Origin of the sequence: Rugamonas sp. (assembly GCF_025354735.1) — a bacterium.
In the GTDB taxonomy this organism is placed as follows: Bacteria; Pseudomonadota; Gammaproteobacteria; order Burkholderiales; family Burkholderiaceae_D; genus Rugamonas.
This window is the reverse complement of sequence record NZ_JANXMI010000001.1, coordinates 48862-61791: the sequence shown is the minus strand read 5'-3', so window position 1 is coordinate 61791 and position 12930 is coordinate 48862. Positions and strand designations below refer to the sequence as shown.

At 65.1% G+C, this 12930-nt stretch carries 11 protein-coding genes; 3 read left to right on the top strand and 8 right to left on the bottom strand.

The window, feature by feature from the left end:
* Positions 1-8 precede the first annotated feature (8 nt).
* The 3 genes from tssC to tssA all read right to left on the bottom strand — a co-directional run bounded on the left by tssC (position 9) and on the right by tssA (position 3150).
* Positions 9-1496, bottom strand: coding sequence for a type VI secretion system contractile sheath large subunit (tssC, locus tag Q0S71_RS00265; RefSeq protein WP_295989992.1), 1488 nt, complete (start codon positions 1494-1496; stop codon positions 9-11).
* 21 nt (positions 1497-1517) lie between these two features.
* Entirely contained in the window at positions 1518-2018 is a 501-nt protein-coding gene (tssB, locus tag Q0S71_RS00260) for a type VI secretion system contractile sheath small subunit (RefSeq protein WP_295989990.1), read from the bottom strand.
* 91 nt (positions 2019-2109) lie between these two features.
* The gene (tssA, locus tag Q0S71_RS00255) at positions 2110-3150 is read right to left on the bottom strand and encodes a type VI secretion system protein TssA (protein WP_295989988.1); all 1041 of its coding nucleotides are present in this window, start codon (positions 3148-3150) and stop codon (positions 2110-2112) included.
* Between the two features lie 462 nt (positions 3151-3612).
* Here tssA and Q0S71_RS00250 point away from each other — a divergent pair, with 462 nt between their 5' ends.
* The gene (locus Q0S71_RS00250) at positions 3613-4695 is read left to right on the top strand and encodes a serine/threonine-protein kinase (protein ID WP_295989986.1); all 1083 of its coding nucleotides are present in this window, start codon (positions 3613-3615) and stop codon (positions 4693-4695) included.
* Positions 4692-5921 carry a GAF domain-containing protein gene (locus Q0S71_RS00245; protein ID WP_295989984.1) on the top strand — a complete coding sequence of 410 codons (1230 nt, stop codon included), beginning with the start codon at positions 4692-4694 and terminating at the stop codon, positions 5919-5921. The genes Q0S71_RS00250 and Q0S71_RS00245 overlap by 4 nt, the downstream gene beginning before the upstream one ends.
* A 406-nt stretch (positions 5922-6327) precedes the next feature.
* On the opposite strand, the gene Q0S71_RS00240 is transcribed toward Q0S71_RS00245, so the two are convergent.
* The 5 genes from Q0S71_RS00240 to Q0S71_RS00220 form a co-directional block, all read right to left on the bottom strand.
* A complete protein-coding gene (locus tag Q0S71_RS00240) occupies positions 6328-7083 on the bottom strand; it encodes an SDR family NAD(P)-dependent oxidoreductase (RefSeq protein WP_295989982.1) in 756 nt (251 codons plus the stop codon).
* Positions 7084-7169: 86 nt separating this feature from the next.
* Positions 7170-8282: an alkene reductase gene (locus Q0S71_RS00235; RefSeq protein WP_295989979.1), complete on the bottom strand. Its 1113-nt coding sequence runs from the start codon at positions 8280-8282 to the stop codon at positions 7170-7172.
* 156 nt (positions 8283-8438) lie between these two features.
* A complete protein-coding gene (locus Q0S71_RS00230) occupies positions 8439-9428 on the bottom strand; it encodes a zinc-dependent alcohol dehydrogenase family protein (protein ID WP_295989977.1) in 990 nt (329 codons plus the stop codon).
* A gap of 283 nt (positions 9429-9711) precedes the next feature.
* A complete protein-coding gene (locus Q0S71_RS00225) occupies positions 9712-11850 on the bottom strand; it encodes a xanthine dehydrogenase family protein molybdopterin-binding subunit (protein ID WP_295989975.1) in 2139 nt (712 codons plus the stop codon).
* Positions 11847-12332 (bottom strand): (2Fe-2S)-binding protein, encoded by a 486-nt coding sequence (locus Q0S71_RS00220; RefSeq protein WP_295989973.1) that lies wholly within the window; start codon positions 12330-12332, stop codon positions 11847-11849. Before Q0S71_RS00220 ends, Q0S71_RS00225 begins: the two co-directional genes overlap by 4 nt.
* Positions 12333-12614: 282 nt before the next feature.
* Between Q0S71_RS00220 and Q0S71_RS00215 the strand changes: the two genes are divergently transcribed.
* A complete protein-coding gene (locus Q0S71_RS00215; RefSeq protein WP_295989971.1) occupies positions 12615-12926 on the top strand; it encodes a hypothetical protein in 312 nt (103 codons plus the stop codon).
* The last annotated feature ends 4 nt before the right edge of the window (positions 12927-12930 follow it).

The following is a 12930-nucleotide window of genomic DNA, read 5'->3' as shown; positions in this document are numbered from 1 at the left end:
GCACACGGTTAACCTTTAGCGGACGGCAATTTCGACACCAGGCGCAGCGACACGGTCAAACCTTCCAGCTGGTAGTGCGGGCGCAGGAAAAACTTCGAGGTGTAATAGCCCGGATTGCCTTCGACTTCTTCCAGGATCACCTCGGCCGCCGCCAGCGGCTTCCTGGCCTTGGTGGTTTCGCTGGAGCTGGCCGGATCGCCGTCGACGTATTGCATGATCCACTTGGTCAGCCAGCGCTCCATTTCGGCGCGTTCCTTGAAGGAGCCGATCTTGTCGCGCACGATGCACTTGAGGTAGTGGGCGAAGCGGCAGGTGGCGAACAGGTAAGGCAGGCGCGCGGCCAGGTTGGCGTTGGCGGTGGCGTCCGGGTCGTCGTATTCGGCCGGCTTGTGCAGCGACTGGGCGCCGATGAAGGCGGCGAAGTCGGTGTTTTTCTTGTGCACCAGCGGCATGAAGCCGTTGGCGGCCAGCTCCGCTTCGCGGCGGTCGGAAATGGCGATCTCGGTCGGGCACTGCATCGCCACGCCGCCGTCGTCGGTCGGGAAGGAGTGCACGGGCAGGCCTTCAACCGCGCCGCCGGACTCGATGCCGCGGATGCGCGAGCACCAGCCGTATTCCTTGAACGAACGGTTGATGTTGACCGCCATCGCGTAGGCGGCGTTGGCCCAGGTGTAGTTCTTGCTGTCGGCGGCCGAGGTGTCTTCCTCGAAGTCGAAGGCTTCGACCGGGTCGGTCTTGGCGCCGTAGGGCTGGCGCGCCAGGAAGCGCGGCATGGCCAGGCCGACGTAGCGCGAATCCTCGGACTCGCGGAACGAGCGCCAGGCGGCGTGTTCCGGGGTCTGGAAGATCTTGGTCAGGTCGCGCGGATTGGCCAGCTCCTGCCACGATTCCATCAGCATCACGGACGGCGCGGCGGCGGCGATGAAGGGCGCGTGGGCGGCGGCGGCCACCTTGGCCATACCCGACAGCAGCTCGACGTCGGGTGCGCTGTTGTCGAAATAATAGTCGGCCACGATGGCGCCGAAAGGCTCGCCGCCGAACTGGCCGAATTCTTCCTCGTACATTTTCTTGAAGATCGGGCTCTGGTCCCAGGCCGTGCCCTTGAACTTCTTGAGCGACTTGCCCAGGTCGTTCTTGGAGATGTTCATGACGCGGATTTTCAGCGTCTCGTCGGTCTCGGTGTTGTTGACCAGGTGGTGCAGGCCGCGCCACGCGCCTTCGAGGGCCTGGAATTCGGGCGTGTGCAAGATCAGGTTGATCTGCTCGCTCAATTTCTTGTCCAGCGCGGCGATCAAACCTTCGATCGTGGCCAGGACGTCGCCCGAAATCAGGTTGCTGCCCAGCAGCGCCTGTTCGGCCAGCGTGCGCACGGCGTTCTCGACCGATTCCTTGGCCTTGTCCGACTGCGGTTTGAATTCCTTTTGCAGCAGGCTGCCGAAATCGCTCATCTCGAGCGTGGCGCCGGCTTGTTCCGTTTGTGCTTGTAGTTCAGCCATCGTAGTCTCCGGACGTGTCAGTTATTCTTGCGGCTTGGGAGCCGACGTCAGCGCCTGCATCAGCGCGGGCTCGGCGAGCAGCTTGGCGATCAAGTCTTCGGCGCCGGTCTTGCCGTCCATATAGGTCAGCAGGTTGGACAGCTGGCCGCGCGCCTCGAGCAGCTTGCTGAGCGCGCCGACCTTGCCGGCGATGGCCGCCGGCGTGAAGTCGTCCATGCTCTCGAACGTCATCTCGACGCTGAGGTTGCCCTCGCCGGTGAGCGTGTTGGGCACTTGCACGGCGACGCGCGGCTTCATCGCCTTGAGGCGCTCGTCGAAGTTGTCGACGTCGATTTCGAGGAATTTGCGCTCGGCCACGGGGGCCAGCGGATCGGCCGGCTGACCCGACAGATCGGCCATCACGCCCATCACGAACGGCAACTGGATCTTCTTCTCGGCGCCATACACTTCGACGTCGTATTCGATCTGCACGCGCGGCGCCCGATTGCGCGCGATAAATTTCTGACTGCTTTCTTTGGCCACGATAAAACCTCCATGATTGAAAAACCGATACCCGCTTGTTCGTGCTGCGCCTTGCCGGTGTTGCTGTTGATGCTGCTGTTAGTTGATTCGATTACTCGTCCTGCGGTCCGCGCAGGAAGCTGGCCTGTTGCACGCCGTCGGGCGCCAGGTCTTCCAGAATTTCCATGAAACTTTTCGGCACCAGGCGCCGGGCCCGCATCAGCAGCAGCGGCAAGGGACTGGACGGCTCGTGCTGCTCGTAATAGCCGATGATTTTGTTCAACATGCGCACCACGTCGTCGCGGCTGGCGATCTCGCCGCTGATGGCGGCGCCGCGCCGCGCCGGCGCGTCGGCGGACGCGCCGCCGGCGGCCCCGGCGCCGTCTGCATCATCCGCCTCGTCGGCCTCGCTGGCGGCGGCCTCGACGCCGAGGGCGTCGCGGCCGCGCTTGAGCATGCGCGTCAAGCCATCCAGGTTGAGCGCGTGCGCATGGCCGACCTGGCGCACCAGCACGGTTTCGATATTGACGGCGCTGTCGTAGGCGCGGGCCAGCGCGTCGCGCGCCGCCGCCAGCGCGACGACGTCGACGTCGCGCAAGGCGCGCTCTATCGACTCCATGGCCACCTTGTCCTGCCCTTCCGACGGCGCCAGTTCGCCGCTGGCGATGTCGAGCATCCTCAGCCTCAACGGGCCCAGCCCGGGCAGCGTCAACAGCGTCACGTCCCTCAGGTCCTTGAGCACGGTGGTGCGGTCGGCCAGAACCGCCAGCGAATTGATGCGCAGAGTCGGATCCATGTCGTCGTCGGCGTCGAGCTCGGGATGCACGCTGTCCCAGCGTTCCTCGAGCAAGCGTTCGATCAGGCGCAGACCGTCCGTCAGGCCGGGCAGTCCCTGCAAGGCCAGATTGGCGCGCAGCAAGTGCACGGCCAGGCGCAGGTCGCGGCTGCGCGCCAGCAATTGCAGGGCCACACGCTTGACGGCCTTCCATTCCGGCGGAACGGCGGCGGTGATGGTGTCGCCGTACTGCACTTCCGGCTTGCCCAGCATGTCTTGTTCAAGTGCTACGAAATCGGGGTCGTATTCGAGATTGCCGCCGCAAGGCGCGTCGGCCTCCAGGTCCAGAAAAAACGCATCGAGATCGGCGCCGCTCATACCAGCGCGCCGACCGGTGAGACTTGCACGGCGCTAGCCCGGATTGCATCATTATTCATCACAAATTGCCTTCACCGAACGGTGTTTAGTCCTGCGCTGAATATGGGGCGCCAAAAGCGGCAGGGAATTAAATCGACCTTAGCCACTTTCAACGACGGTCACTATACTCGAAAAAATATGTCTTAAAAACATTTTCACTTTGGCAAAAAAAGAATTATATTTCTTGTAAAATCAATACGGATGTGCAGTTGTTTGGGGAAAATGAAATTAATAATTTCGTTATGGTAATTATTAATTCTCAAACGCATTTAAACGCAATTGAACACGTTGAGCCGCCCCGCCGCGCCATGGCGAAGGATGGCGGCCGGCATGCGATACGCCCCCGACAAGATTTCAGCATAGACCTGCTACGATGCCGCGATTGTGCTTTACACTTGCGACATCAAAAGCCGTCCACCCACCATGAACGAATTAAAACAACTCGGCCGCTATCAACTACTGCGCGTGCTCGGACGCGGCGCCATGGGCCTGGTCTATGAAGGCGTCGACCCGAAACTGAACCGCCGCGTCGCCGTCAAGGTGATCCTGACCTCGCGCATCGACGCCGAGCAGCGCGCCGACTACTCCGCCCGCTTCATCCAGGAAGCCCAGGCCGTGGCGCGGCTGAACCATCCCAACATCGTCACCGTCTACGATTTCGGCGAAGAGCACGGCATCGCCTACCTCGTCATGGAACTGATCGCCGGCGAAGAACTCGGCAATTACTTTGATGAAAATCAAGCCTTCTCGCTCGACTTCACCCTCGTCGACTCGGTGCGCATGACCTGCGAACTGCTCAACGCGGTGGCTTACGCCCACCAGCACGGCGTGATCCACCGCGACATCAAGCCGGCCAACGTCATGCTCGGCACGCAGTTGCGCGTCAAGCTGACCGATTTCGGCGTGGCCTGCCTGACCAGCGCGGCCACCGACGAGGCCGGCGCCATGGTCGGCACGCCGAGCTATATGTCGCCCGAACAAATCGCCGGCCGCGGCGCCGGCCCGCAGTCCGACATCTTCGCCGTCGGCATCATCCTGTACCAGTTCCTCACGTCGCAAAAACCGTTTCGCGGCCAGGGCCTGTTCGCGCTGCAACAGAAAATCCTGTACGAACAGCCGGTGCTGCCCAGCTTGCTGAGCCCCTCGCTCGACCCCGTCTTCGACCGCATCGTGTTGCGCGCGCTGGCGAAACGGCCGGAGGACCGCTACGCCGACGCCAACGCCTTCCGCGACGAATTGCAGCGCGCCCTGGATGGCGAAAACATCGCCCCCGACACCACCATGCCGCCGCGCGTGCAGGGCGTGAATCCCTTCCTGTCGGCGCCGGCCGCGACGTTCGCGACCAGCATGGCCACGGCGCCGAGCGTGGCCACGGCGTGGCGGCCGGCGCCCGACGACGGCGATCCCGACGCCACCCGCATCCTGCCCTTCCCCGCCGGCATCGGCATCGACATCGACATCGACGCCACCATCGTCGCGCCGGCCCTCCGCGACGCCGGCCGATGAGCGCGCCAGCCGACGACGGCGCCCGGCGCGCCGCGTTTTTCCAGCAACTGCAACGCGTCGGCGCCAGCATCGCAGCGACCGACGATGTCGACGACATCATGCTCAACCTGTCGGCCGGCATCTGCGAACTGTTCGGCGCCGACCGCCTCAGCATCTACGCCCTGGGCGAGGATCAGTCCAGCCTGGTATCCAAGGTCAAGACCGGGCTGGCCTCGTTCAAGCAGCTCAAGCTGCCGGTGTCCGCCGACAGCGTGGCCGGCTACGCCGCGCTGTCGGGCAAGATGCTGAACCTGCTCGACGTCTACGACGAGGCCGAACTGCTGCGCCACTCGCCGGCGCTGCGCTTTCAGCAGGGCGTCGACCGGCGCACCGGCTACCGGACCCGCGAAATGCTGGCCGCCCCCATCGCCGACGCCGCCAGCGGCCAGCTGCTGGGCGTGATACAACTGATTAACAACCGCAGCGGCGGCCCCTACTCCCCCATGGTCGAGGAAGGCGTGCGGACCTTGTCGCTGACGCTGGCGGCGGCCTTCGCCCGCGCCGGCGCGGCGCCGCGCCGCGAGCGCAGCCGCTTCGCCGCCCTGATCCCGGAAACGGTGCTGCCGCGCGCCCGGCTGGACCTGGCCTTGCATCAGGCCGCCGCCACGCAGCGCGATATCGAGGACGTGCTGATCGACGATTTCGGCATCAAGACCGTACTGGTCGGACGGGCCCTGGCCGATTTCTTTTCCGTTCCTTATTTCACGTTCGACAGCGAACACCGCCGCCCGGTGCGTTTGCTCGACCAGTTCAAGCACGCCGACGTGCTGCGCCAGCAGTGGATGCCGGTGGTGGACGACAGCAACGGCTTGTTCGTGCTGGCCGTGGACCCGGACCAGGCCCGCGCCGACGGCGCCGTGGCGCTGGCCTTTCCCGGTGTGCGGCCTGTATGGTGTGTGACCACGCGGCGCGAATTTGGTTCGATGGCCGGACAGTTTTTCGGCGCCAGGGCCGCGCGGGCCGCGCCGTCCGCCGTGGCGCAGGATATAGGGCAAGGCGTGGCGCAAGGCATGGCGCCCGCCGTCTCGACGGCCGTGCCCGCCGACCTGGCCGCGCTGGTCGGTGGCCTGGCGCTGCAAGCCCACCTTCATGGCATCCGCCAGTTGCATATCGAAACGACGGCGGGCGACGTCGCCGGCGAAGTGCGTTTCCAGGTCAGCGGCATCTTTACGGCGCCACCGGTCTAACGGCCCAGCGTTCGCCACGTCGGCGGCAGGCTGAGCGAATGTGGGGTGGGTGCCGCGTTTTTTTCGGTTTTACTAAAACCTGCGATTTCATACTAATCAGCGATATTCGGTACTATTCGATACTATTCGATACTGGCTCACGCTATCGCGAAAACTAAACCATACCAAACGGCGCTAACACCTACGGGCCGGTTTTAGTATGATTTCGCGTTCCACACGGAAATTTTAGTAAGCTTTAGCGCGTTGTAGTATGCCTTAGCATGAGATAGCGGCGATTAGTAAAACCGCTTTTCGGGAGCGCCCAACCATACATACCTGTGATGCGCGCACGCTCTTGAGATCCGTGAGAAATACAAAAAAGACGGCGTGGACCTAGCCGCGCCGCCTACCCGTTTTACGACAGGAATCAACCCGCCGTGTAACCGCCATCGAGCAGGTAGGACTGGCCATTGACATAGCGCGACTGGTCGCTGCCGAGGAACAGCACCAGGTCGGCGACGTCTTGCGGCGTCGCGGCGCGCTTGGCCGGCACGGTGGCGATGAAGCCGGTCTTGGCTTCCTGGTTGCCGCCCACCACGCGGTCCAGCATCGGCGTGTCGACCGGGCCCGGCGACGCGTTGTTGACGCGCACGCCGGCAGCGGCCACTTCCAGCGCGGCCGACTTGGTCAAGCCGTCGACGGCGTGCTTGCTGGCCACGTACAGCGAGGCGCCCGGCAGGCCGATCTGGCCGGCGATCGACGAGATGTTGACGACGCTGCCGCTGCCCTGCGCCACCATCACCGGCAACTGGTATTTCAGGCCGAGGAAGACTCCCAGCACATTGGTGTCGAAGATGGCGTGGTAGTTTTCGACGGTCTGGCCGGTGATCGGGCCGCCTATGCCTTCGTTGCCGGCGTTGTTGACGGCGACGTCGAGGCGGCCGAAGCGGGCCACGGTCGCGTCGACCAGTTTGCGCACGTCGTCTTCCTTGCTGACGTCGGCCAGCACGAAGTCGGCTTCGGCGCCGAGGGCCCGCAGTTCGGCTTGCAGCTCGGCGCCGGCGGCCGCGCGGCGGCCGGAGACGATCAATTTGGCGCCCTGGCGGGCGTAGCTCAGTGCGGTGGCGCGGCCGATGCCGGACAGCGCGCCGGTAATCAGTACAACTTGTGTCGATGCAGTCATGATAGTGCTCCAGAAAAGTCGATGTGGCTCAGGCGCCGGCGCCGGAGCTGTCCGGGACCGGGCCTGAAAAGCGTGTGTTGAAAAACTCAGGCGGCCTTGGCTTGTTCTTCGTACGTGGCGAAGTCGTTGTAGCCGCTTTCGTCGCCGCCCCAGAAGGCGTCGCGCCGGTAGTGGTTCAAGGGCAGGTTGCGCTTGAGGCGCTCCGGCAAGTCCGGGTTGGACGAGAAGTGGCGGCCGAAGGCGACCAGGTCGGCGTCGCCGCGCGCGACGATGTCCTGCGCCGATTCGCGCGTGAAACCGCCGGCCGCGATGATGGTGCCCTTGTAGACCTTGCGCAGCGTGGTGGCGGCGACGTCGGCCTGGCCTTCGTGCAGCGTGTCGTCGCCCTTGATGCGCGGCTCGATGATGTGCAGGTAAGCGAGGCCGTAGGCGTCGAGCTTGGCGGCCAGGTAGCCGAAGGTGGCGTCCGGATTGCTGTCCGAAATGTCGCCCCACTCGCCGCTCGGCGAGATGCGCACGGCGACGCGCTCGGCGCCCCAGACCGACGTCAGCGCGTCGACCAGTTCGAGCATGAAGCGGGCGCGGTTTTCGACCGGGCCGCCGTAGGCGTCGGTGCGCTGGTTGCTGCCGTCTTGCAGGAACTGGTCCGGCAGATAGCCGTTGGCGCCGTGCAGTTCGACGCCGTCGAAGCCGGCCTTGAGCGCCATCTTGGCGGCGTGGCGGAAGTCTTCGACGATGGCGGCGATTTCATCGATGGCCAGCGCGCGGTGCGGCGACACCGGCACGAAGCCTTCGTCGGTCAGCGCCACGCTCTGGAATTGCGGCACCACCGACGGCGCCACCGGTGCCGCGCCGCCGGTCATGAAGACGTGCGACTGGCGGCCGCCGTGGAACAGCTGCACGAAGATGCGGCCGCCCTTGGCGTGCACGGCCTCGGTGACTTTTTTCCAGCCGGTGACCTGCTCTTCCGTGTAGATGGCCGGCGCGCCCAGGTAGGAGCGGCCGCCCTGCGACACGGCCGTGCCTTCGGCGATCAGCAAGCCGCCCTGAGAAGCGCGCTGGCCGTAATGGACGGCCATCATGTCGGAGGCCGCGTCGCTCGGCTGGGCCGACCGCAGACGGGTCAGCGGCGCCAGCACGACGCGGTGCGACAGTTGATAAGGACCTACTTTGACGGAAGAATAAAGACGATGTTCCATGATGTTCACCTCTCGGTTGGGTTAATGTTGAAGCACTGAAGCCATTTTATTGGTGTTTGATCGACAGATAATCCATCATTATTTGACAGCAGTATTCGATCCAAACCAACAATCTCAGCGTGACTTTCTCCGGGCAAATGGCCGGACGGCGCCCGCTTACACCGTCACGACGATCTTGCCGAACTGACCGTTCGCTTCCAGGTAGCGGTGGGCGTCGACCATGTCGTCGAAGGTGAAGGTCTTGTCGATCACCGGCTTGAGCGCGCCCGAGGCCAGGCCCGCGAGGATGAACGCGACGGCCGCCTGTTGACGCAACGGGTCGCCGCTGGTGCTCCAGATCGTGTAGCCGACGATGGTGGGCAGCTTGATGAGCAGGTCCAGGTAGGACAGCTGCGCCGGCTCCTCGCTGAGCGCGCCGTACGCCAGCAAGATGCCGCCCGTCGCCATGGCCTTGACCAGCTTGCCGAAGCCGGGGCCGCCGACCGGGTCGAACACCACGCGCGCGCCGGCGCCGCCGGTGATGCGCAGCACTTCGGCGACCAGGTCCTGTTCCCCGGTCGCGATGACGAAGGCGGCGCCGGCGTCCAGCAGCAGCTGGCGCTTGGCGCTGCTGCGCGTCAGCGCGATGGGCGTCGCGCCGACCATATTGGCCAGCTGGATCGCCGCCAGGCCCACGCTGCTCGACGCGGCCGGGATCAACACCACGTCGCAGGCCTGGAGCTTGGCCGCCTCGATGAAGGCGCCGTAGACGGTGATGAACATCATCCAGATCGACGCCGCCTCCTCGAACGACAGCGAGGGAGGATGCGGCACCACGGCCGACACCGGCGCGAGCACCAGTTCGCCGTACATGCCGTACTGGTTTTGCGAAAACGCCGGCACGGTGTTGACGGCGTCGCCGACGGCGTAGCGGGTCACGCCGGGACCGACGGCGTCGACGATGCCGGCCGCCTCGTAACCGAGCCGCGCCGGCAGCTTCACTTCCTCGATGTACTCGCCGCTGCGCCACATCGATTCGGCGCGGTTCAGGCCGATGGCCTTGACGCGGATGCGCACTTCGCCGGCGGCCGGCGCGGCGACGTCGATGTCTTTATAGGTCAGCACTTCGGGACCGCCGGGGGTGGTGATATGTATGATGCGTGCCATGATAAAAGCTCTCCAATGTTAACAATGCCGGACCGGCGGAATGCCGGCGCAGCTCCAGTGGAGTCATTTTATTGATTGCGAAACAGAAGATAATCCATCAATTGGCGACATGAATATTCGATGTGGCTCAACAATTTGGAGGGGGAAATGCAGCTGGCATCGGCGCACGCCCCGGTGAGGTGGCGCTGAACAGGCCGCGGGTCATGCGGATGTGAAACCGGCGCCCTGAAGGCGCCGGTGAGGGATGCATGGCGCTGTTATGCCATGTTGCTTTACGCTGCTATTACGCCGCTTGCGCGACGTTATCCGCCGAGAACGGCATCTTGCGCACCCGCTTGCCGGTCAGCGCGAACAGGGCGTTGGCGAGCGCCGGGCCGACCAGCGCCGTGACGGGCTCGCCGATGCCGCCGGGCGCCTCGGTGTTCTTGACGAGGATGACGTCGACGGTCGGCATCTGCGCCATGCGCAGCACCGGATAGCTGTCGAAATTGGCTTGCTGGATCCGGCCTTTTTCCAGCGTGATCTCGCTGCCCAGCGCCGCCGACAAACCATAGGCGATGCTAGACTGCACTTGCGCCTCGACGGTGTCGGGATTAATCATCTGGCCCACATCGACGGCCACCACCACGCGATGCACCTTGATTTCGTCGTCCTTGCGCGAAATTTCGACCACCTGGGCCAGATAACTGCCATAGGCTTCCAGCACGGCGATGCCGCGCGCCCTGCCCTTGGCCGGCGGCTGGTCCCAGCCGGCCTTTTGCGCCGCCAGTTCCAGCACCTTAGCCAGCCGGGGCTGATGGTGCAACAGTTCCCGGCGGTAGGCATACGGATCCTGGCCGGCCGCGTGCGCCAGTTCGTCGAAGAACGATTCGTTGGCGAAGGCGTTCAGCGCGTTGCTGACCGAACGCCAGTAGCCGACGCGCAGTCCGGCGTCGTGCGAGATCACATCCTGCCAGCTGTGCGCGATGTCGTAGCTGACGACCGCGCCTTCGACCATGAACGGGTCCATTTTGTCCTTCGGCAGGCCGAACAGACGCTGCGTCGGCGACTGCGACGTGAGCTCGAACGTGGCGCCGACCGGCTTGCCGGCCGCGTCGAGGCCGGCCGCCAGCCGGTGCACGGCTTGCGGGCGATAAAAGTCGTGGCGGGTGTCGTCCTCGCGGGTCCAGACCAGCTTGACCGGCTTGCCGACCGCCTGTGAAATCTGCGCCGCCTGCACCGCCACGTCGCTTTCCACGCGGCGGCCGAAACCGCCGCCGAGGAAGGTGGTCTCGACCGTCACGTCTTCCGGCTTGAAGCCCAGCGCGGCGGCGACGTCGCCGACCACGCCGGCCTGATACTGGGTCGGGCCTATCATGCGGCACTTGCCGTTGGCGACGTCGGCGGTGAAGTTCTGCGGCTCCATCGTCGCGTGCGCCAGCAAGGGCGAGTGATACTCGGCCGTCAGCGTGCGCGCCGCGCCCTTCAGCGCCGCCGCCGCGTCGCCGGCGCTGGCGATGTTGATGCGCACATCGTTGGCCGTCATGTTGGCGGCGGTGCCGGCGATGGTGTCCAGCATCGCCTTGTCGTTCAGCGCCGCGCCGGCGCCCTCGTCCCAGTCTATCTTGAGGCTCTGGCGGGCCTTGAACGCGCGCCAGTACGAGGTGGCGACCACGGCCACGCCATCGCGCACCTGCACCACGGCGATCACGCCGGGCATGGCCTTGGCGGCCGCGCCGTCGAAGCTGCGCACCTTGCCGCCGATGACGGGGCACTGCTCCAGCGACGCGTAGACCATGCCGGGCAGCACGACGTCGATGCCGAAGCGGGCGCTGCCGTTGACCTTGGCCGGCGTGTCGAGGCGCTTGGTGGGCTTGCCGATCTGGGTGTAGTCCTTGGCCTCCTTCAGCGCCACGGTGGCCGGCACCGGCAGCTTGGACGCCGCCTGCGCCAGCTGGCCGTAGGTGGCGGACTTGCCGGCCGGGCCGAACACCTTGCCGCCGTCGGCGCGGCACTGCGCCGCATCGACCTGCCAGCGCTGCGCGGCGGCCGCGATCAGCATGGTGCGCGCCTGCGCGCCGCCGGTGCGCAGCGTGCCCCAGGCGTCGCGCACCGAGCTCGAACCGCCCGTGCACTGCGCGCCCAGCAGCGCATTGATGTAGGCCGGCGCCGCCGGCGCGATCTCGACCTTCAGGCTATGCACGTCGACGTTCAATTCCTCCGCCACCAGCATCGGCAGCGCCGTCAACACGCCCTGGCCCATTTCGGAACGGGCGCAGATCACGGTCATGGTGTTGTCTTCGGCGATGCGCAGCCAGACGTTGGATGCGTACTCGGCGCTGGCCAGCTTGGCCTCGGCGCGCGACATCGGCACATACAGTCCCAGCACCATGCCCGCGCCCAGCGCGGCGGTCGATTTCAGGAAGTCGCGACGATTGCTCATTTGGCCGCTCCCTTGTTGCCGTTGCGGCGCAGTTCCGTGGCGGCCGTGTGGATGGCGGCGCGGATGCGCACATAGGTGCCGCAGCGGCAGATATTGCCGCTCATGGCGTCGTCGATGTCGGCGTCGCTGGGCTGGTGGTTGGTCGACAGCAGCGCGGCGGCGCTCATCAACTGGCCGGACTGGCAGTAGCCGCACTGCGGAACGTCGTGCGCGATCCAGGCGCGCTGCAGCACGTGGCTGTTGTCATGCGACAGCGATTCGATGGTGGCCACCTTCTTGCCGGCCACGTCGGACAGCTTGAGCAGGCAGGAGCGCGTGGCCGCGCCGTCGACGTGGACGGTGCAGGCGCCGCACAGGCCGGCGCCGCAGCCGAACTTGGTGCCGTGCAGGCCGAGTTCGTCGCGTATCACCCACAGCAGGGGCGTGTCGGCTTCGGCGGCGGCGCTGACCTTCTTGCCGTTCAAATTAAAACTGATGCTCATTTCGGTACTCCTCGGTATTGAGAACGGCGCCTTGGCACGATGTGGCGCCCGTTCGTCAGGATTTTGGGGTTGCTTAAAAGAATCCGAAATATAGCCCCGCAGGCGCGGGCGCGGTCAGGAGTTATCGACCCAACTCTTCGGACGAAATTTCCTGAATCCGCGCCAAGGGCGGCGCTGTTTGCATAAATGCAAAATCAGATGGACGGAAATCTTGCGACTCAGTATGCTGATAGAAGGCAACGGAGAGATGTCGTCCAGCGTTGCGTCATTCCTGAGGCACACATGCACGCACCACCGCACGCACCAGCAGCAATGTACGGCATCGCCGCGGCGCCGCCAGCGCCGACGTTGACGGTCGAACCGGTCGAAGCGGTCGGCCTGGCCGGCCTGGCCGGCGCGGCCGGCCATCCGGTGTCCGACGCCGACCTGACGCTGCTGCTGCGCGCCCGCAACATCGAGCGCGAAGTGATGGCGCTGCGCGACTTACTGAGCGCCGCCTCCGGCGACGCCGGCCGCGAACAGTTTTTAAGAAAAGAAATTGTCCGCTTGCTGAGCAAGGTAATCCTGTTTCGTGCCGGGCTGGCCCGCGAATGACTAA

Excerpts from the sequence above, each read along its gene's own strand:
- tssC (WP_295989992.1), bottom strand. The coding sequence starts at position 1,496 with ATGGCTGAACTACAAGCACAAACGGAACAAGCCGGCGCCACGCTCGAG.
- tssA (WP_295989988.1), bottom strand. The coding sequence starts at position 3,150 with ATGAGCGGCGCCGATCTCGATGCGTTTTTTCTGGACCTGGAGGCCGAC.
- Q0S71_RS00250 (WP_295989986.1), top strand. The coding sequence starts at position 3,613 with ATGAACGAATTAAAACAACTCGGCCGCTATCAACTACTGCGCGTGCTC.
- Q0S71_RS00245 (WP_295989984.1), top strand. The coding sequence starts at position 4,692 with ATGAGCGCGCCAGCCGACGACGGCGCCCGGCGCGCCGCGTTTTTCCAG.
- Q0S71_RS00240 (WP_295989982.1), bottom strand. The coding sequence starts at position 7,083 with ATGACTGCATCGACACAAGTTGTACTGATTACCGGCGCGCTGTCCGGC.
- Q0S71_RS00235 (WP_295989979.1), bottom strand. The coding sequence starts at position 8,282 with ATGGAACATCGTCTTTATTCTTCCGTCAAAGTAGGTCCTTATCAACTG.
- Q0S71_RS00230 (WP_295989977.1), bottom strand. The coding sequence starts at position 9,428 with ATGGCACGCATCATACATATCACCACCCCCGGCGGTCCCGAAGTGCTG.
- Q0S71_RS00225 (WP_295989975.1), bottom strand. The coding sequence starts at position 11,850 with ATGAGCAATCGTCGCGACTTCCTGAAATCGACCGCCGCGCTGGGCGCG.
- Q0S71_RS00220 (WP_295989973.1), bottom strand. The coding sequence starts at position 12,332 with ATGAGCATCAGTTTTAATTTGAACGGCAAGAAGGTCAGCGCCGCCGCC.
- Q0S71_RS00215 (WP_295989971.1), top strand. The coding sequence starts at position 12,615 with ATGCACGCACCACCGCACGCACCAGCAGCAATGTACGGCATCGCCGCG.